Source organism: Pontibacillus yanchengensis Y32, assembly GCF_000770635.1.
Lineage (GTDB): Bacteria > Bacillota > Bacilli > Bacillales > BH030062 > Pontibacillus > Pontibacillus yanchengensis.
The window spans coordinates 47744-67904 of the sequence record NZ_AVBF01000016.1 but is presented as its reverse complement, the minus strand read 5'-3'; the positions used below and the strand labels follow the sequence as shown (position 1 = coordinate 67904).

Here is a 20161-nt window from a genome sequence, read left to right as displayed (position 1 = left end):
CAACGGAAACATTTCTCTAATCCATAATATCTCGATTCCAAGTCTTCAACATAATGGGGCTATCACAAAAGAAGATATAAAAAAAAAGCATAAAAAAACACCCTAACTGTGTTAGGATGTTTTATCTATGCTCACGTGAAAAAACGTTACAGAGTAACGAACTTTCAATCTCCAATTTTTACGCGCATAAAAAATGGCGGAGGAGGAGGGATTCGAACCCCCGCGGGGCGTTAACCCCCTGGCGGTTTTCAAGACCGCTCCCTTCAGCCGAACTTGGGTACTCCTCCGTGACGACAAATACTAATATATCATGGTTCCCTATGAGTGTCAACAAAATCTCAACTTTTTTCTACAAAATTCATGAAAATCACTACTTTTTCCCCTACAAATTGTGACAAGCTTTCGATAAGATAAACAAGTACATAAAGAATTGAAGGAGACGATGTTCATGAAAAACCGAATTCTATTGCTATTCATCCTCATTCCAGCTTTATCATTAGTTGCGTGCCAACAAGAACAAGCATCTAATCAAGAGGTAAGCAATAATCAACAAGAATCATCGAAAAGTGACACCACAAATGATTCTACAGAAAACAATGCTACAAATCAATCCCAAATTGAATCAGAAAGTGAAAATTCTTCTCAGGATGAAACATCAGATCAAAAAGAAGCATCTGAGGATACTCCATCTAAAGAAGACATCACTGTCAGTACATTAAAAGAAAACCTATCCTTAGGTATGACTGTAAAAGAAGTAAAACAATTGCTAGGTGAACCTTCTCAAAAGGTACAAGGTGCAAAAGATGGCACTCCGATGTTTCGGTATGACCTAAAAACTACGGAAGGATACTCCTTCCAAGACCCTAACGGGATGGACTCGATTGATATGGAAGGCTTTCAGAATCAACAAGTAGAAATGATTGTGTTTGTGGACATACCAGATGATACTGTGTCTCGTTACACCATTCAATATTGGGACAGAGAAGGGCATGCAAAAGTCTATATGAAGTCTCCTGACTACGAAAAGACAGATGATATGGGGTTATCATCCTAAAAAACACCATTGCCCGAAGAATATTCTTTATACTTAAAACGGTGGTTCCTCTTTTCTTGTTTTATCACAAACAAAACGAAGCCGTTACGCTTCTCATAAAGTGTAACGGCTTTTTTACATATCTATTTATTTAATTACTTCTTTTCCACCCATGTAAGGGCGTAATACTTCTGGTACGACAACAGTACCATCTTCTTGTTGATAATTCTCAAGTATGGCAGCTACGGTACGTCCTAGAGCTAATCCAGAGCCATTTAGTGTATGCACAAACTCTGGCTTCCCTTGTTGTTCACGACGGAAACGGATGCCAGCTCGGCGAGCCTGGAAATCCTCAAAGTTAGAACAAGAAGAAATCTCGCGGTACGTTTCATAACTTGGTAGCCAGACTTCTATGTCATACTTTTTCGCTGCCGTGAAACCTAGATCTCCTGTACACATGCTCATCACACGATAAGGAAGCTCTAGTAGCTGCAATACTTTTTCCGCATGGCCTGTTAGTTGTTCCAGAACATCATAAGACTCTTCAGGCTTCACAAATTGAACAAGTTCTACTTTGTTAAATTGGTGCTGACGAATTAACCCGCGCGTATCACGACCAGCTGATCCTGCCTCAGAACGGAAGTTAGCGCTGTAGGCTACATACTTTCTTGGAAGGTCATCAGCTGATAGTATTTCTTCGCGATGGAAATTGGTTACAGGCACTTCTGCTGTTGGTACAAGGAAGTAGTCCCAATCCTCAATTTTAAAAGCATCCTCTTCAAATTTAGGTAACTGACCTGTGCCTGTCATGCTGCTGCGATTCACCATTTGAGGTGTTAGCATTTCCTCATAATTGTGCTCGTCTGAGTGAAGATCCATCATAAAGCTTAATAAAGCACGTTCCAAACGCGCTCCTAGCTTTTTGTAGAATACAAACCGACTACCTGTTACTTTTGAAGCTCGTTCAAAATCTAATATATCTAGTTGGTCTGCAATATCCCAGTGAGCTTTAGGTTCGAAATTAAACGCCTTTTGTTCCCCCCACTCACGAGCGACCACATTATCCTCTTCATCTTCCCCAACCGGAACACTTTCATGAGGAATGTTTGGGATAGAAAGAAGCAATGTTTCCAACTGTTCTTCTACCTCTTTCAGCTGTGCATCTAACAGTTTAATTCGCTCGCCAACTTCACGCATCTCTGTAATAAGATGATCAGCATCCTTTTTCTCTTTTTTCATAGCAGAGATTTGTTTAGACACTTCATTACGCTTCGCCTTCAGTTCTTCGGTTTCGCTAATTAATTCACGTCGGCGTTCGTCTAACTCTTCAAACTTATCTAAATCCGTTAAATCCTCGCCCCGTTTTTGTAATTTTTCTTTCACCTCTTGAAAGTTCGTACGTAAATACTTCAAATCTAACATGGTGAAACCTCCTTTATTAGTAAGTGATAAAATGAAGCAAATAAAAACTCCCGTCCCCTAACGAAAGGGACGAGAGTTGTATATTCCCGCGATGCCACCCTGATTGAAAGTACAAACATTGTACCTTCCGGCTCACTTCAATGGTAACGGTGCGTTACACCGGATATGCTTACTAATCTTTCGGCATATCAGCTCAAGGATGGATTCACAAAATCCTTCACTGGTTCACAGCGACCACCAGCTCTCTTAAGAAGGGAGTTTTGCTACTAGTTCCTATCATCACGTTTTTTATCCTAGTTGTGTCTATACAATAGCGAATTTTTCAGGAAGAAGCAAGTGATTTCTTGGATTCTTCTACCATATTCACAAAATGACCTGTTAAACGATGATCATCAGTTAGTTCTGGATGAAATGCACATGCTAAGAAATTGCCTTGTTGAGCAGCTACAATTTTGCTCTGATAAGTCGCTAATACTTCAGTGTCCTCGCCTACATCAACAATATATGGGGCACGAATAAATACAGCTTCATAACCATCAGCTACACCAGTAATGTCTAGCTCTACTTCAAAGCTTTCCCGTTGACGGCCAAATGCATTCCGCTCTACAGTCATATCCATTAGCGCTAAGTGATTGCTATCCTGACCTTGAATACGTGTAGCAAGTAAAATTAACCCTGCACATGTTCCAAAGATTGGTTTACCTGCTTCAGCAAACTGCTTTAATGGCTCAAAGAAATCGTATTTATCGATAAGGCGGCGCATTGTTGTGCTTTCTCCACCAGGGATAATAAGACCATCTAGCTCTTCTAGCTGTTCGATACGCTTTACAATTATGCCTTCTACGCCATTCGCTTCTATGGAGCGAATATGCTCTCGTACAGCACCTTGTAAGCCTAATACACCTATTTTAATCATGATGCCATACTCCTTTAATGTCTAATATGCTTATGAGGAAACTTACTGACTACGATCTTGCATACGATCTTCAGCAGTCAATGTATTCATTTCCATTCCCTTCATTGCAGTACCAAGACCTTTAGAAAGCTCACCGATTAGTTTGTAATCATCATAATGTGTTGTAGCTTCTACAATAGCTCTTGCAAACTGTTGAGGGTTATTGGATTTGAAAATACCAGAGCCTACAAATACTCCATCAGCACCTAACTGCATCATAAGTGCAGCATCAGCTGGTGTTGCTATACCACCTGCTGCAAAGTTAACAACTGGCAGGCGTCCTTCTTCACGAATTTGAAGAAGCAACTCATATGGTGCGCCAATGTTTTTCGCGTATGTCATAAGCTCGTCCTCAGACATGCTTGATACCTGACGAATTTGTGATTGAACTTCACGCATATGGCGAACCGCTTCTACGATATTTCCAGTACCCGGTTCCCCTTTCGTACGAAGCATGGATGCACCTTCGCCGATACGTCGAGTAGCTTCACCAAGATCACGGCAACCGCAAACAAATGGTACTGTATAGTCATTCTTCTTAATATGGAATACTTCATCTGCAGGTGTTAGTACTTCACTTTCATCAATGTAGTCTACTCCCATTGATTCCAGTACACGAGCTTCCACCACATGACCAATACGAGCTTTAGCCATAACTGGAATAGAAACAGCATTCATCACTTCTTCCACAATAGTTGGGTCAGCCATACGAGCTACACCACCTGCTGCACGAATGTCAGCTGGTACACGCTCAAGCGCCATTACCGCTACTGCCCCTGCTTCTTCAGCAATTTTTGCTTGTTCGGCGTTTACGACATCCATAATCACGCCGCCTTTTTGCATTTCTGCCATACCACGTTTTACACGATCTGTACCTGTTCTTGACATTCAATATTCCTCCCAATCCGATAATACTTTCTATTCAAGTCACATCCGACATGTTGGACGTTTTCTTCTAACCTTCATTGTATCGTATTCAAGGCAAAATGCCTACCAAATAAATATGGTTTAAAACCATCCAGTGATGGTATCCGTAATGCTAGAGAAAATATCTCCGAAAAATCCACCAATTGCTCGTAACGTGAGCGAGAACCAGTTTGCTTTTTCAACAGCTGATTGCGTTACAACATCTACTGCTTCTGCCTGTTTTCCGTTGTCCGTAATATAACCAAAATCATCGCCGCTATTCTGAAGCTTCATCGTACCAATCTTTTCACCTTTTTCAATTGGAGCCGTAAGCTTTTCATCTTTATTGAATTTTGACTGATCGAGTTCATAGGTTACACTGTATTGATCTTCAGTTCCTTTTTCAATCATCGTTTTGATAGGTGCTGCAGATGCAATATCTACCGAATCTTCTTTCCCTTTTGTTACAGGGTATGTAGATTTTCCTTCAATCTGATGATTAGCCGGGAATAATTCTTTTTGTTCAAATTGGTTGAATCCAAAGTCCATTAATTTCCGTGTTTCTTCAAAACGAGCTTCTTTACTTTCTGTCTTCATAACAACAGAAATAAAACGTTGCCCATTACGTTCTGCTGTTCCTGTAAAGCAATAACCAGCTAAATCCGTCCAACCGGTTTTCATGCCATCCATACCTTCATAACCAAATTGAGCTAACTGTCCTGGCATACCAGGAAGCATCCAGTTCCAGTTCTGAATTTGTTGGTCTTCAAATTGTGTCGTCGGAATGCTCGATATTTCTAACGCTTGAGGGTAGTCATTTGCTAAGTTATATGCCAAAAGAGCTGCTGAACGAGCTGATAAGAGGTTATCTGCATCAGCCTTCGTTCCCTCAGGATAATTATCTCCTAAATCAGTATTGGAAAGGCCAGTAGAGTTTACAAACTGGTAATCTGGTAATCCCATTTCTTTTGCCTTTTTATTCATCATTTTGACGAATTCACCTTCAGAACCTGCAACTAATTGCGCTAAGGCAATCGTGGTAGCATTATCTGAATTAATGGCCATCGCTTCATATAACTCTCGTACTGTATAATCTTTTTGTTGCTTTAAGCCCACCCCTGAAAAACTAGGGTTTGCCGAAATACTATAGGGATAGTCTGAGATTTGCGTCGTGGTATCCCAACTAATCTTACCTTCTTCAATTGCTTCAAGAACAAGGTACTCAGTCATCATTTTCGTCATACTAGCCGGAGGAAGAGCTAAGTCAGCTTCTTTCTCGAATAAAATCTTTCCTGTCTTTGCATCTACTAGAATCGCAGATTTTGCTTGTACATCCACCGAAGCGGCTGATACTTGGATTGGGGTGCCAATCATTGATGTAAATGTAACAAGCATCAACGTAAGTAGTAAAAAGGATGCTCTTAATCTATGTTTCAATCCTCTCAACCTCCAAAAAATGTTTATGTGCATGAGGTTATTTTATCATAGGAAAGCACAGAATAGAAACAAGACTTTACACCTGTATGACAAAAGTTAAATCCTTCTTCTAAGGTTTAGAGGTCGACATGCGATTACCATAAAAAAAGGAAGCAAGGGAACAACCCTCGCCTCCTGATTTTTATAGGTATTATAATGAATAGTTTGGTGATTCTTTCGTAATTTGTACGTCATGTGGATGACTTTCACGAAGACCAGCATTCGTAATCCGCGTGAATTGGGATTCGTTTCGTAGTACGTCCAATGTCTGAGCTCCACAATACCCCATGCTTGAGCGTAATCCACCGATTAGTTGATGCACGGTGTCCACAAGTGGTCCTTTATAAGGTACTCGTCCTTCAATGCCTTCAGGGACCAATTTATTTACGTTCGCAGATTCTTGGAAATAACGATCCTTTGAGCCTGACTTCATCGCACTAACTGACCCCATGCCACGATACACTTTGAATTGACGACCTTGGAAGATTTCCGTTTCACCAGGACTTTCAGCTACCCCAGCAAAAATGCTACCTAACATAACTGCATGTGCACCTGCAGCCAATGCTTTGGCAACATCTCCTGAATACTTGATACCTCCATCAGCTATAACAGGAATACCATGTTGCTTCGCTTCTAGCGCACATTCATATACAGCTGATATTTGAGGGATGCCAACACCAGCAACAACACGTGTTGTACAAATGGAACCAGGTCCTATGCCGACTTTAATAACATTGGCTCCCGCCTCAATTAAGTCTCTAGTACCTTGTTGCGTTCCGACATTTCCAGCAATGATATTCAGCTCAGGATATTGCTTACGTACTTTGGCAACTTGATTGAGTACGCCTGCGGAATGTCCATGAGCGGTATCAATGACTATTGCGTCTACTCCAGCTTCTACAAGCTTCGCGATTCGAAGATCCGAATCTGCGGTAACCCCTACTGCTGCTGCCACTAAAAGTCGACCTTGAGCATCTTTAGCTGAGTTAGGAAATTCGATAACCTTCTCAATGTCCTTAATCGTAATTAACCCTTTTAGAACACCATGTTCATTAACAAGAGGAAGCTTTTCTATCTTATGAGTTTGAAGAATTTTTCCTGCCTGCTCTAGTGTTGTACCGACTGGAGATGTAACAAGATCTTCGCTAGTCATTACTTCAGAGATAAGGATAGAATAGTCTTGTATAAATCGTAAATCACGATTGGTGATAATACCGACTAAATGCTGGTCCGTTTCATTATCCACAACAGGGACACCAGAAATTCGGTATTTCCCCATTAGATACTCTGCGTCATATACTTGATTTTCAGGGGTTAAGAAAAAAGGATTGGAAATAACGCCACTTTCACTGCGCTTCACACGATCTACTTGTTCGGCTTGCTCCTCAATCGACATGCTCTTATGAATCACACCTAAACCACCTTGACGAGCCATTCCAATTGCCATTTCTGCTTCTGTCACTGTGTCCATACCTGCACTTAATAATGGAACATTCAGCTTCAATGAAGGTGACAACTCTGTACTAACCTGTACTTCTTTAGGTAGTACATCTGACTTGGCCGGCAATAATAAGACATCATCAAATGTTAAGCTTTCTTTGGCAAATTTGTCTTCACGCATGGGTACCCCTCCTAAAATAATGTTCATGGTTTGTGAATATCTTGGTTACACTAAACATAGGCTAACCGTTTTATATATATTTTAACTAACAATACGACAACAACCATGTATTTTCAACTGTTTTAAGGAAGTGAAATACTGCCAATGAAAATCCAAAATATTCAGTCCATTTTCCTGCAGTTACAATCTGCGCCTTTTGCACAAACATATTTATCCCAATGTTATCACAATCTTGGTTATAGTGACTCTGATCGAAAAAGCTTCGAAAATACGTACCGACTCATCTATTATCTCGAACACGGTCAAACATACTATGAACAAGGTAAACAATCACCTCTAGCCATTCAACCTGTACTCTTGTTCTATGGAATGGGGCAATTGCTCAAAGCCCTCTTAATAACAAGACGACCTGATTATCCTGAAACCACTAGTATCCTAGCACATGGGGTAACGACAAGAAAACGTAAGAAACAACAGTACTCTTTCTTACAGGATGAAGTTAAGATTCAACATAAAGGATTATTCTCCTACTTAGCTAATCACCTGTTTCATGTGGAACAATTTACTACGGAAAAATATTCGATGAATGATCTACTATCAAGAATTCCAGAGTTAAATTCTATATATAAATTATCCTTTCATAAGCAAAACCATGCTTACCTTGAACAGATTGATCCTCATGTATGGCAACTACCTGATTTGATATTAGATGACTACAACTGGACATTTTCATATTTTTCGCAATCAATAAAAAAACTACAACTTAATGTTCAGAACACTGTTCAAAAGGACAATAATATTCACCTCTCTCTAGAAAAACCGCTCGATAATCCAAACCATCCGTACTTTTATTATGATAGTTATGAAGATAGGTACACCCTATCTAACCATCGAAAACATCTAGAACCTTTTCCTGAAATACTTACACACTATTTACTGCTCTATAATTTAAGTATGATTTGTCGGTATGAAACAGAATGGTGGGGGGATCAAATACATTCCTTTTCTAGTGAGGATTTGGTTTATATAAAAGCCTTTTTGAAGCTCACCCAACAAAAGATTCCGCATCTAATCGGACACGCGTTGTTGGACCAATATAAAAATTAGAAGAACAAAAGCGCAAGTGCCCGGGTAGCGACGTACAAACTGTCCTTATAAGGAAGTTCGATTAAGACCGCTGCATCACGCAGCAACATCGAACCAACCTACATCGTGTAGGCCGAAAGGAAACACGAAGAGCTCAAGCGTTCGATGTTGACTTATCGTACAGAGATGAGGGAAGCACATACGTCGCTGGGCGCTGGAGCTGGACGTGGCCGCATCACTTTTTTTAGTTATAAACAAGCGTTGAATTTTATAGTACGCTAGACAATTAAAAAAACAACCAGATTTCTCTGGTTGTTTCCTACTCATATCCTCACGTTAGTATTTCCTCTATATACAAGGAGGAATGATTCTTCAGATGAATAATCTCTTCATTGTGTTGTAGTCGTACCATAGGACGAGTTGGAAGCTTTTGTTCCATAAATATAATTTCAGCATTTTGGTTATTTGACAATCTTACATGAGTGCCAGTCGTAAAATTGGTCATGCTCGTAATGAGTGCTTGGACAACCGTATGATCAAATTTACCGAACTGATCCTGCATTAATTCCTCCAGAACCATAAATGGTGATTGCTTGGACCTGTATAAGCGTTCTGAAGTCATCGCATGATACATATCACAAACGGCTACAATCTTTCCATATGGATTTAATTTCGAGCTAGTTAATCCAATTGGATAACCACTTCCGTCCATTCGTTCATGATGCTGTAAAACGCCTAACCGAACATTGTTCTTTAATACCGGGATGTTTTCAACCAGTCGATAAGAATACGTAGGGTGTTTCTTTATCTCTTCAAATTCTTGAGTAATGAGAGGGGCTTTTTTAAATAAAATGCGTTCATCAATTTTGGCCATACCACAATCACTTAGAAATCCTGTTAACCCTATCTGGATAACTTCACCATTGCTATATTTTAGCTGGTGAGCTATAACGGCAGATAACAATCCTACTGCAATACTATGATGATAAAAGTAATCTTCCTTTGTTGAATAGTGATGAAGCATGAAAACTTTGCCTTTATTTTCATTAGCTTTCTCAATTAATGGTACTAGGAGAGTCCGAACTTTAGCGATATTAATGGGCGCCCCTGATTGCCAGTCTTTGAACATATTTTTATACTCTTGGACAGCTTCTAAATAAAGGTTCAGAAATGGAACGTGCTGTTCTTCCTTACCATCATCTTGCTCTATGTAATCCTCTTCCTCTATAGCATGCTCGGGTAAAAAAGCCTCTCCATTCGCTAGTTTTGGTGCAACTTCCACATCGTTCACTAGAAATTTATGTAATACCGTAATATGAATTGGTTTTATGACAGTGTTCTTGGGAACTATTGGTTGGTTGGTTTTCCCAATAACATCTGTTGTGACCATACACCCCGATACTAATTGGCTGGGATGAACTCGCATGATTTCACTTCCTCTACTTATGGTATAAGAAAAGCTCAGAGCGCCTTGGTCGCCACCGAAAGGCTTTACTTACGCCCCTGATGGAATCAGGGCTGGAGCTAGACCGCAAACGCCAGAACGTATATATTCTTTACTTTCAAAGTAAAAAAGAGGACCACAAAACTGTGTATCCTCTTTTCTTCTTACTCTTCTTCTGTAGATTCTTGTTGGTCTGTAATCGTATCGGTTGCTTCTGATGTTTCGTTAGCGTGTACTTCCGTATCTTCTTCCTCATCGTCTTCTTTGTTTTCGATTTGTGCTACTGTTGCAACTTCTTCATCATCTTGAAGACGAATCAAACGGACACCTTGTGTATTACGTCCAGTTTGGGAGATGCTTTCAACAGGCATACGAATAAGGACTCCACTTTCTGTGATAATCATAATATCCTCATCACCTGTCACCGATTTAACGGTAACGACTTCCCCATTCTTATCGGTCAAGTTACAAGAACGAATCCCTTTTCCTCCTCTACCGGTAATACGATATTCATTTGCTGGTGTACGTTTTCCGAAGCCTTTCGTTGTAACGTTAAGAACCTGAAGCCCATCTTCAATCATTTCCATGGAAACCACTTCATCGCCTTCACGCAAGGATATACCTTTCACACCGGCTGCGGTTCTTCCCATTGTACGAACATCTTCCTCAGGGAATCGAATGACATATCCACCTTTTGTTCCAATCATAATATGCTTGGATCCATCCGTTAAACGTACGGATATTAATTCATCATCTTCTCGCAGTCCTAGGGCAATAAGTCCCCCACGACGAATGTTGGCAAACTGAGATAAGGTCGTACGTTTGGAGATTCCGTGTTTCGTTGTGAAGAATAGGTACCAGTCATCGACAAAGTCTTCTACTGCAATAACAGCGTTAACCCATTCTCCTTTCTCAACCTCTAACAGATTAATAATCGGAATTCCTTTCGCAGTTCGACTAAACTCAGGAACTTCATATCCTTTAGCTCGGTAAACTTTTCCTTTGTTTGTAAAGAACAGCAACGTATTATGCGTTGATGTGGAAAGAAGATGCTCTACGAAATCATCTTCATTCGTACCCATACCTTGTACTCCACGTCCTCCGCGTCGCTGCGAACGATACGTCGAAGCTGGTAAACGTTTCACATAACCTTGGTGCGTTACGGTAACTACGATTGTTTCTTCAGGAATTAAGTCTTCATCTTCAATGAAGTCTGTTCCGCCTGTAACAATTTCCGTACGACGCGTATCGTTAAAACGCTCTTTTATTTCGGTTAGTTCCTCACGAATAATTTCGAGCACTTTTTCATTATCAGCTAGGATTGCTTTCAACTCCGCAATTAAATTGACTAATTCTTGATATTCATCTTCAATCTTCTCACGTTCTAATCCGGTTAAGCGTTGCAAACGCATGTCTAAAATCGCTTGAGCTTGCTTATCGCTTAGTTCATAGTTTGTCATCAAACCTTCTTTAGCAATATCAGTTGTTTGAGACTCGCGAATAAGGGTAATAATTTCGTCAATATGATCAAGAGCAATTCGTAAACCTTCTAGTATATGAGCTCGAGCCTCAGCTTTTCTTAGCTCATACTCTGTTCTACGTCGAATGACAACCTTTTGATGATCGAGATAATGCTCAAGACATTGTTTTAAATTCATTACTTTTGGTTGACCATTCTCCAGAGCAAGCATGTTGATACCAAAAGAGGTTTGGAGAGCTGTTTGTTTATAAAGGTTGTTTAGTACAACATTCGGATTTACATCACGACGTAGTTCAATCACAACGCGCAATCCTTCACGATCGGACTCGTCGCGGAGGTCTGTAATCCCTTCAATCTTCTTGTCACGAACAAGCTCGGCAATTTTTTCAATCAACTTAGCCTTATTCACCTGGAAAGGAAGTTCAGATACAAGCAATCTAGATTTCCCATTTGCTTGTTCTTCAATATCCACTTTCGCTCGAACAGTCAGTGACCCTTTACCTGTCTCATAGGCTTTTCTTATACCACTTCGTCCAAGGATCTGGCCAGCTGTTGGAAAATCTGGTCCATGAATATAATCACTAATCAATTCATCTATTGTAATATCCCCATCCTTACTCACAGCTAACACAGCGTCGATGACCTCACCTAAATGATGAGGCGGGATATTTGTCGCCATACCAACGGCAATACCACTTGCTCCGTTTACAAGTAAGTTTGGAAAACGTGCAGGAAGCACAACTGGTTCTCTTTCTGTGCCATCATAGTTATCGTCATAATCGATGGTATCTTTATTAATATCGCGTAAAATTTCCATTGAAATTTTGGACATACGAGCTTCTGTATAACGCATGGCTGCTGCAGCATCACCATCAACAGAACCAAAGTTTCCATGTCCATCTACGAGCATGTAACGAAAGTTGAAATCTTGCGCCATACGTACCATGGAATCATACACAGCAGAGTCACCATGTGGGTGATACTTACCAATTACTTCACCTACGATACGAGCCGACTTTTTATAGGCTTTATCCGAATGCATCCCAAGGTCATGCATTGCATAGAGAATTCGTCTATGTACCGGCTTTAACCCATCACGAACATCAGGTAAAGCACGGGACACGATTACACTCATCGCATAATCCATAAAGGATGTTTTCATTTCTTGGCTAATGTTTATTTCTTGTACCTGGGGACGTTGTTGATCCACCATAACGACCTCCTATCAAATATGAGGGCCTACAGGATGTAGGTCTGTTCAGACTTGTTCGTTTCCTGATGGACAAGTCTGAACATGAGTACCTCCATGCCTTTGTTAACAATCAAAGGCACCTGCGCACTTCTTTTTACACATCTAAATTTTTCACGTATTGGGCATTGTCTTGAATAAAGTTTCGACGAGGTTCTACTTTATCCCCCATTAGAATTTCAAAGATTTCATCCGCTTCAATGGCATCTTCTAATTCTACTTGTAGTAGAGTCCTTGTCTTAGGGTCCATGGTTGTTTCCCATAACTGATCAGGATTCATCTCACCTAGACCCTTGTAACGCTGTAAGCTAGGCTTTGGCGTTTTCGATAATTCTTCTAATTTTGTTTCCATCTCTTTGTCGTTAAAGGCGTAATAAATCGCTTTGCCTTGTTGAATTTTGTACAACGGTGGCTGCGCAATATAAACATAGCCATGCTCTAGCAATGGGCGCATATAACGATAAAAGAATGTAAGCAGCAACGTTCGAATATGGGCACCATCTACATCGGCATCTGTCATAATTACAATCTTGTGATAGCGAGCTTTGGAAATATCAAACTCGTCTCCAATTCCTGTCCCAAGAGCGGTAATAATAGAGCGAACCTCATTATTTGATAGGATTTTATCTAGACGAGCTTTTTCGACGTTAATAATTTTTCCTCGTAGTGGAAGAATCGCTTGGAAATGTCGGTCACGCCCCTGCTTAGCTGAGCCACCTGCTGAGTCTCCCTCAACGACGTACAATTCGCCGATGTTCGGATCTTTTGTCGAACAGTCAGCCAATTTCCCTGGTAGATTGGAGATCTCCAGAGCATTTTTACGACGTGTTAGTTCTCTTGCCTTCTTGGCTGCAGCTCGTGCTCGTGAAGCCATTAGTCCTTTTTCCACAACTTTTTTAGCTGTGTCCGGATTCTCGAATAAGAATTTCGAAAAGCGTTCATTGAAAATATTATCTGTAACAGTACGAGCTTCACTATTCCCTAACTTCGTCTTCGTTTGTCCCTCAAACTGTGGATCAGGATGCTTGATCGAGATAATAGCAGTAAGTCCTTCTCGAACATCATCTCCTGTTAAGTTTGGATCATTTTCTTTAAACATGTTGTTACGACGAGCATAGTCGTTAATAACTCTCGTTAAAGCCGTTTTAAAGCCAGATTCGTGTGTACCACCTTCATAGGTGTGAATATTATTAGCAAAAGAGTAGATGTTACTAACAAATCCATCGTTGTATTGAAGGGCTACTTCCACACTTATATTCTCGCTTTCACTCTCTACGTACACAGGTTCATGTAATCCCTCGCGAGTACGATTTAAATGTTCAACGTAAGAGACAATACCACCTTCGTAGTAGAAGTCTTTCGTTTCATTTTCATTATCGCGCTTGTCACTGATGGAAATCATCAACCCTTTGTTCAAAAAGGCTAGTTCACGAATTCGATTGGCTAATGTGTCAAATTGGTATTCAATCGTTTCGGTAAAGATTTCTGTATCCGGCTTAAAGTGAATACGAGTCCCTGTGATATCCGTTTCTCCAATTACTTTTAAATCCTCATCAGGAATACCACGTTGATAACTTTGATAGTAAATTTGACCATCCAAATGGACAAACACTTCTAGTTGGCTGGAGAGGGCGTTTACTACCGAAGCACCAACACCGTGTAAGCCACCTGAGACTTTGTAGCTTCCACCACCGAATTTACCGCCTGCGTGAAGAACGGTTAAAATAACCTCTACAGCTGGGCGATTCGCTTTTTTGTGCATACCAACAGGAATACCACGGCCATTATCGGTAACTGTAATACTGTTGTCTTCCTCAATCGTCACGGTAATATGATCGCAGTACCCAGCTAACGCCTCGTCAATACTATTATCGACGATCTCCCAAACTAAGTGATGGAGACCTTTTTCGTTAGTAGAGCCAATATACATTCCAGGTCGTTTTCGAACTGCTTCCAACCCTTCAAGCACTTGTATTTGGCTTTCATCATAAGCTTGTTGTTCAGATAATTTATCTTCCATCGTCATGCTCTCACCTACACTTCTTTCACTAGGTTAATTACTATCTATTCAGAAAAACCATCAGAGAAATCTTCCATCTTGTTTAACGTTGTCGTGATGTTGGCACGTTTCTTTAACGTAAGGACGGATAACGGACTGAAATATATATAGTCTTTCGTAATAACAATTGATTTTGCTTCGGCATTTGGAGACTCAAAAACTCGTTGATTACTTCTTTGGTTCATAATCATTTCTTCTACGATCGAGGAGGAAGAGAATAATTCGTAATCAATTATGGATATTACATCATGCGATTCAATTACGTGATCTTCCCCAATATGGATAAACAATGTGCCACCTCATTTCCCCTTGGTAACATGACCTTGATCTACGTAGAATATATCTGCTTGCTGGAGTGTTTCATGTTCAATACCATCCACACTCGTCGTAGACACGAAGGTTTGGACCTTGCCTTGAATCGTATGCAAAAGATGAGACTGCCTGAAATCATCTAATTCACTTAATACATCATCTAGTAATAGGATTGGATATTCTCCTACTTCATTATGGATTAATTCAATTTCAGCTAGCTTTAATGATAGAGCGGTTGTACGCTGTTGCCCCTGAGATCCATAGGTTTGTACATCTTTTCCGTTCACATAGAAAATCAAATCATCACGGTGAGGACCAACGAGCGTTGTCCCTCGCTCTATCTCTCTACGTTCTACTTCCGCAAATTTATCTTGAAATACCCTTACCATTTTGGACAAATCCATATCCTCTGATACATCTAGAGAGGCATCATATGCAATTTCTAGGTTTTCTAGCTGTCTGCTAATTCCTTCATGAATAGGTTTTGCCCATTGTCTAAGCAAGTGAAGAAACTTAAATCGACGCTCTACAATGGTTGCAGCATGTTCAATTAGTTGCTCGGTTAACACCTGCAACATCGTCGGATCCATATTCTGCTTACGCTGATAGTCCTTTAGCAAATGATTCCGCTGCTTTAGGATCTTCTGGTATTGTCCTAAATGGTAAATGTATGCAGGTTGTATTTGACCAATTTCCATATCGATAAAACGACGACGAACCTGAGGACTGCCTTTGACTAGGTTCAAGTCTTCAGGTGCAAACATCACAACATTAAGCGCTCCGATGTAATCACTCAAGCGCTTCTGTTCCAAGTGATTTAGTTTTGCTTTCTTGCCTTTCGTCGAGACAACGATTTCCATCGGGAATTTACGTTTTCTTTTAAACACACTCCCTTTTATTTTAGCATATTCTGCATCCCACATGATAAGTTCTTTATCCCGTGGGGTACGATGCGATTTAGAAAATGCTAAAACATAGATTGCCTCCATCAAATTCGTTTTACCCTGCGCATTCTCGCCAATGATTACATTCACCTTGTCATCAAAGGTTAAGTGGATATCTTGGTAATTTCTATACTGTTTTAACGCTATGTCTTCGATATGCATTGGAATTCCCCTTTAGATCTAACGCCAGATCTATGATCAAATCTGACCTAATTAGAAAGACCGACTATTCACCGAAATTAGTAAATGTCGGCAGCTCCCCGTTTCTTTTCTATGGAGAAAGGGAGAGCATAACGGTACCTTTGACATTTATTCAGGGAAACGTCAATCGGCAAGCCTTGTATCGTGTCGGGAATTACTCCTCTTTTACAACGGTATAGCTTCCCTCTCCTTCAATTTCTACTACATCACCAACGTTTAGTTTTCTACCACGACGTGCTTCTTTTTCGCCATTTACAAAAACTGGGAATTCAGATAAAAACACCTTTGCCATTCCACCTGATTCAATGACATTAGCTAATTGTAAAAATTGTCCGAGCTGAATCATATCCGTTTGAATCTCAATACGTTTATGCATTTTCTTCACCCTAATAGTATATTCTTGGCCTTCTATCTATTTTACTAAAGAATAGCTCATAAGAAAAGCAAGGGCGCAAAAACCCTTGCTTTTTCGTGAAATTTTATTTAATTAGAAAAGTAAGCATAAATTTCTGGGCTTTCGCTTTTCTTTTAAAAACTTAATTAATACGTTCTTACAGGCAAGATTAACTGTAAGATTTGGTCATTATCGATTGGACGAATGAGGAATGGACGCATCGCACCAGTAAATTGAATGTTCACTTTCTCCGTATCGATTACTTTTAGTGCGTCCATCATATATTTGGCACTGAAAGAAATTTTTAGTTCTTCCCCTTCAAGCGATTCAGCTTCTACTTCTTCCACAACTTTACCAACCTCAGGAGAGTTACTTGTTATTTCGATATGATTGTCCGCTTTTGTCGTTAACTTAACGACACTATTTCGATTTTCCTTTGCTAAAAGAGCAGCACGATCAATAGATTGTAGTAATTCTTTCGTATCAATGTGCATGATCGTTTTACTCTGATCAGGGATCAAACGAGATGTTTCTGGATAGTTTCCGTCTAGTAATCTTGAAAGAAAATATAAGTGCTGGGTACGGAATAAAATTTGATTCTCCGTCACGCTTATTTCAATCGTTTCTTGAGAGTCATCAAGTATTTTATTAAGCTCCGTTAAACTTTTGCCTGGAACAACAATATTGTTGAACGATAGATTTTGCAGCTGTTCCTGCATAGGAATTTTTCTTGAAGCTAAACGGTGGCTATCCGTTGCAATAAAGTATAGTTCACTGTTCTCTACCATCATGTTTACACCTGTCAAGATGGGGCGTGTTTCTGAGGTGGACACCGCGAATACCGTTTGTCTGATTAGATCTTTTAAAAGGTCAATCGGCACCTCAAAGCTTTGTTCTGTCTGTAATTGAGGAAGATGTGGATATTCTTCAGCATCTTGTCCATTCAAGTTAAATTCAGCACTTCCAGAACGGATGCCGACGTTTAAATGATCATCTACCTCTAGTTCAACGGTCTGCTGTGGCAATTTACGTACAATATCAGGGAAATATTTCGCTTGTAATACGATGCTTCCCGGTTGAATGTTTTCTACATATACGATTCCATCTTCTTCTTTAGGAATAAATGACTCAATTGAAATATCAGAATCACTACCTGTAAGTTTCACACCTTGTTCAGTAGCTTCTACTTTCATTCCCGTTAGGATTGGAATAGTCGTTCTTGATGAGATAGCTTTCATCACATCTTGAATACTTTCCATAAGTTGATCCCTTTGGATTGTAAATTTCATCTTTTAAATCCTCCTAAATGGATTTTATATATTTATATTTAATTATTATTTAAATGATCGTAGTAGTAATATAGGCTGTGAATTTGTGAATAACTCAAGTTCAACCCTTTCAAATAAGGATATCCACATGTGGATAGACTGTGAGTAACTTTGGGGAGTTTTTCACGTTTATTCACAAGGGGATAAGTCCTTAACCAGACTTCAAGGCCTCTTTTAATTCTTCAATTTCATTTTGAAGTTGCTGATTTTCACTAAGTGCTTTCGAGATTTTCTCATGAGCATGGATGACTGTTGTGTGATCTCGTCCGCCAAATTCTTCACCTATTTTAGGGAGAGAGAAATCAGTCATTTCTCTAGAAAGATACATAGCTATTTGACGAGGGTGAGCGATGGTTTTAGTACGTTTCTTTGCTGCGAAATCTTCAACTTTAATGTTGTATTTTTCCGCAACCATCTCTTGAATCCCTTTAATGGTAATGATTTTGGGCTTAGAGCTAGGAATGATATCTTTCAATGCTTCAGCTGCCAGGGATGCATCAATATCGCGATTGATAAGAGAGGAGTACGCTACTACACGTATAAGTGCCCCTTCTAGTTCACGGATGTTTGTGTCGATTTGATTGGCAATATAAAGCATCACTTCATTAGGAATGTCTAATCCTTCTGCTTTTGCTTTTTTACGTAAGATGGCGATCCTTGTCTCTAAATCTGGTGGGGTAATATCTGTGATAAGTCCCCATTCGAAGCGAGATCGAAGCCTGTCTTCTAATGTTGGAATTTCCTTTGGTGGTCGGTCACTAGAAATTACAATTTGCTTATTTTCTTCGTGTAATGTGTTAAACGTATGGAAAAATTCTTCTTGAGTTTGTTCTTTTCCAGCTAGGAATTGAATATCATCAATTAAAAGCACGTCCACATTTCGATATTTATTGCGGAAATTCACGGCTTTGTTATCACGGATTGAATTAATAAACTCATTCGTAAATTTTTCTGAAGAAAGATAAACTACCTTAGCTGACGGGTTATGATCCAAGACATAATGGCCAATGGCATGCATCAAGTGCGTTTTCCCGAGTCCTACACCACCATAAATAAACAATGGGTTGTATGCTTTAGCTGGTGCTTCTGCAACTGCTAAAGATGCGGCATGGGCAAAGCGATTACCTGATCCAATGACAAATGTGTCAAAAGTATATTTGGAATTAAGCATGCTCTGTGGTGATTCTTCTTGGTCGCTATCTTTATTGTTTGAAGACTGTTTAATTGCTGGTTTTACATCATCAACTGATTCCTCTTTTGTTTCAGGAATAATAAATTTTGTACGCAGCTGAGCCCCAGTAACTTCATAAAGAGTATCAGCGATCAGATTGGCGTATCTACTTTCCAACCAATCTCTAGCAAATTCATTTGGTGCCACAATGACAAGTGTATCGTCCTTCAAAGAATCTGCTTTTGTACTCTTCAACCATGTTTCGAAGCTTGGTTTGCTGATTTTTTCTTCTATCTGACTCAGCGTATTGTCCCAAAGCTCTTTAATATTTTCCAAGTCATTTCACCCCTTTCATCAATAGAAAATGCGACGGATTTAACTACGTATTAGGTCGCAATCCTTCTACTTTTACCTGTAAGAAATCAGATATTTAAGACATAGAAAATAGTTTAGGAAACAAAAAACCTCGCGTACTCTTTCCTCTTGCAAGAATGATGGCATTCCAGAAAAGAAAGATCCGGAGGTGGCTTGTACAACTTTTGTTAAACTCTAAATGCTTTTATTGATGTGGATGCTAAACTGTTACTATAACAGTAATCATTCGACTTGTAAGCATAATCCACATATTTGTTGATAACTACACTCACATACTTGTGAATACATATCCACAGTTTATCCACACTCTGTGGATATCAGTATTGGGTGTGAGCAGTTATTCATTATTAAAACACAAATATAATACCAAATAAATACTGATAGTGCAACGTTTTTTCGACACTTATCCACATTATCTACGGGTTGTAGATAAATTTTATCCACAACACTACATTTTGTGAGTATCTTGTCGATAAAGGGTGTGGATAGAAATAGAGTTCCCTAAAAATTATTCACAGGGGGTGTTTATATAGATAAATCTTGTTGATTGAACAAGTATTTGGAGATACATAGATTTATATTCTCTTAATTTATATAAAATCCAATTTTAAAAAAGAGTAGTGTTAAAAGCTCGAACTAGATCGAATACATAATTAGAAAAAGAAGTTGACATTTATGTGTGGAATTTTTATAATGAATTGGACT

At 39.5% G+C, this 20161-nt stretch carries 15 protein-coding genes, 1 tRNA gene and 1 other annotated feature; of the genes, 2 read left to right on the top strand and 14 right to left on the bottom strand.

Annotated features, from left to right (window positions below; genetic code table 11):
* Positions 1–194: 194 nt before the first annotated feature.
* A tRNA-Ser gene (locus tag N782_RS07880) sits at positions 195–287 on the bottom strand.
* 161 nt (positions 288–448) lie between these two features.
* On the opposite strand from N782_RS07880, the gene N782_RS07875 reads away from it, so the two are divergent.
* Complete coding sequence (locus N782_RS07875; protein WP_036818205.1) at positions 449–1054, top strand: hypothetical protein; 606 nt, start codon at positions 449–451, stop codon at positions 1052–1054.
* Positions 1055–1180: 126 nt separating this feature from the next.
* Here N782_RS07875 and serS read toward each other — a convergent pair whose 3' ends face one another.
* The 5 genes from serS to guaB all read right to left on the bottom strand — a co-directional run bounded on the left by serS (position 1181) and on the right by guaB (position 7413).
* Positions 1181–2455 (bottom strand): serine--tRNA ligase, encoded by a 1275-nt coding sequence (gene serS / locus N782_RS07870; protein ID WP_036818203.1) that lies wholly within the window; start codon positions 2453–2455, stop codon positions 1181–1183.
* Positions 2456–2517: 62 nt separating this feature from the next.
* Positions 2518–2744: a binding site (T-box leader), on the bottom strand.
* Between the two features lie 33 nt (positions 2745–2777).
* A complete protein-coding gene (gene pdxT, locus N782_RS07865; RefSeq protein WP_036818200.1) occupies positions 2778–3371 on the bottom strand; it encodes a pyridoxal 5'-phosphate synthase glutaminase subunit PdxT in 594 nt (197 codons plus the stop codon).
* 42 nt (positions 3372–3413) lie between these two features.
* Positions 3414–4298 carry a pyridoxal 5'-phosphate synthase lyase subunit PdxS gene (gene pdxS / locus N782_RS07860; RefSeq protein WP_036818197.1) on the bottom strand — a complete coding sequence of 295 codons (885 nt, stop codon included), beginning with the start codon at positions 4296–4298 and terminating at the stop codon, positions 3414–3416.
* A gap of 120 nt (positions 4299–4418) precedes the next feature.
* On the bottom strand, positions 4419–5753 hold the full coding sequence (locus N782_RS07855) for a serine hydrolase (protein ID WP_036818195.1): 1335 nt from the start codon (positions 5751–5753) through the stop codon (positions 4419–4421).
* A gap of 190 nt (positions 5754–5943) precedes the next feature.
* The gene (gene guaB / locus N782_RS07850; RefSeq protein WP_036818193.1) at positions 5944–7413 is read right to left on the bottom strand and encodes an IMP dehydrogenase; all 1470 of its coding nucleotides are present in this window, start codon (positions 7411–7413) and stop codon (positions 5944–5946) included.
* Positions 7414–7557: 144 nt separating this feature from the next.
* Here guaB and N782_RS07845 point away from each other — a divergent pair, with 144 nt between their 5' ends.
* On the top strand, positions 7558–8520 hold the full coding sequence (locus N782_RS07845) for a YaaC family protein (protein WP_052111235.1): 963 nt from the start codon (positions 7558–7560) through the stop codon (positions 8518–8520).
* Between the two features lie 310 nt (positions 8521–8830).
* Here the strand turns inward: N782_RS07845 and N782_RS07840 are convergent, their stop codons facing one another.
* The 8 genes from N782_RS07840 to dnaA form a co-directional block, all read right to left on the bottom strand.
* On the bottom strand, positions 8831–9889 hold the full coding sequence (locus N782_RS07840; RefSeq protein ID WP_237582621.1) for an HD-GYP domain-containing protein: 1059 nt from the start codon (positions 9887–9889) through the stop codon (positions 8831–8833).
* A gap of 218 nt (positions 9890–10107) precedes the next feature.
* Positions 10108–12636, bottom strand: a complete 2529-nt coding sequence (gene gyrA, locus N782_RS07835) for a DNA gyrase subunit A (protein ID WP_036818191.1) — start codon at positions 12634–12636, stop codon at positions 10108–10110.
* A gap of 133 nt (positions 12637–12769) precedes the next feature.
* A complete protein-coding gene (gene gyrB, locus N782_RS07830) occupies positions 12770–14698 on the bottom strand; it encodes a DNA topoisomerase (ATP-hydrolyzing) subunit B (protein ID WP_420805583.1) in 1929 nt (642 codons plus the stop codon).
* Between the two features lie 38 nt (positions 14699–14736).
* The gene (gene remB / locus N782_RS07825; RefSeq protein WP_036818187.1) at positions 14737–15021 is read right to left on the bottom strand and encodes an extracellular matrix regulator RemB; all 285 of its coding nucleotides are present in this window, start codon (positions 15019–15021) and stop codon (positions 14737–14739) included.
* Positions 15022–15030: 9 nt separating this feature from the next.
* Positions 15031–16149, bottom strand: a complete 1119-nt coding sequence (gene recF, locus N782_RS07820) for a DNA replication/repair protein RecF (RefSeq protein WP_036818185.1) — start codon at positions 16147–16149, stop codon at positions 15031–15033.
* A 193-nt stretch (positions 16150–16342) separates the two neighbouring features.
* Entirely contained in the window at positions 16343–16564 is a 222-nt protein-coding gene (gene yaaA, locus N782_RS07815) for a S4 domain-containing protein YaaA (protein WP_036818182.1), read from the bottom strand.
* 164 nt (positions 16565–16728) lie between these two features.
* Complete coding sequence (gene dnaN / locus N782_RS07810; protein WP_036818180.1) at positions 16729–17871, bottom strand: DNA polymerase III subunit beta; 1143 nt, start codon at positions 17869–17871, stop codon at positions 16729–16731.
* A 190-nt stretch (positions 17872–18061) separates the two neighbouring features.
* Positions 18062–19417, bottom strand: coding sequence for a chromosomal replication initiator protein DnaA (gene dnaA / locus N782_RS07805; RefSeq protein ID WP_036818179.1), 1356 nt, complete (start codon positions 19415–19417; stop codon positions 18062–18064).
* Between the last annotated feature and the right edge of the window lie 744 nt (positions 19418–20161).

Bases quoted from the DNA above. Each gene is read 5' to 3' on its own strand.
- N782_RS07875 (WP_036818205.1), top strand. From the start codon at position 449: ATGAAAAACCGAATTCTATTGCTATTCATCCTCATTCCAGCTTTATCA.
- pdxS (WP_036818197.1), bottom strand. From the start codon at position 4,298: ATGTCAAGAACAGGTACAGATCGTGTAAAACGTGGTATGGCAGAAATG.
- serS (WP_036818203.1), bottom strand. From the start codon at position 2,455: ATGTTAGATTTGAAGTATTTACGTACGAACTTTCAAGAGGTGAAAGAA.
- guaB (WP_036818193.1), bottom strand. From the start codon at position 7,413: ATGCGTGAAGACAAATTTGCCAAAGAAAGCTTAACATTTGATGATGTC.
- N782_RS07840 (WP_237582621.1), bottom strand. From the start codon at position 9,889: ATGGTCACAACAGATGTTATTGGGAAAACCAACCAACCAATAGTTCCC.
- gyrA (WP_036818191.1), bottom strand. From the start codon at position 12,636: ATGGTGGATCAACAACGTCCCCAGGTACAAGAAATAAACATTAGCCAA.
- N782_RS07845 (WP_052111235.1), top strand. From the start codon at position 7,558: ATGAAAATCCAAAATATTCAGTCCATTTTCCTGCAGTTACAATCTGCG.
- yaaA (WP_036818182.1), bottom strand. From the start codon at position 16,564: ATGCATAAACGTATTGAGATTCAAACGGATATGATTCAGCTCGGACAA.
- gyrB (WP_420805583.1), bottom strand. From the start codon at position 14,698: ATGACGATGGAAGATAAATTATCTGAACAACAAGCTTATGATGAAAGC.
- pdxT (WP_036818200.1), bottom strand. From the start codon at position 3,371: ATGATTAAAATAGGTGTATTAGGCTTACAAGGTGCTGTACGAGAGCAT.
- recF (WP_036818185.1), bottom strand. From the start codon at position 16,149: ATGCATATCGAAGACATAGCGTTAAAACAGTATAGAAATTACCAAGAT.
- dnaN (WP_036818180.1), bottom strand. From the start codon at position 17,871: ATGAAATTTACAATCCAAAGGGATCAACTTATGGAAAGTATTCAAGAT.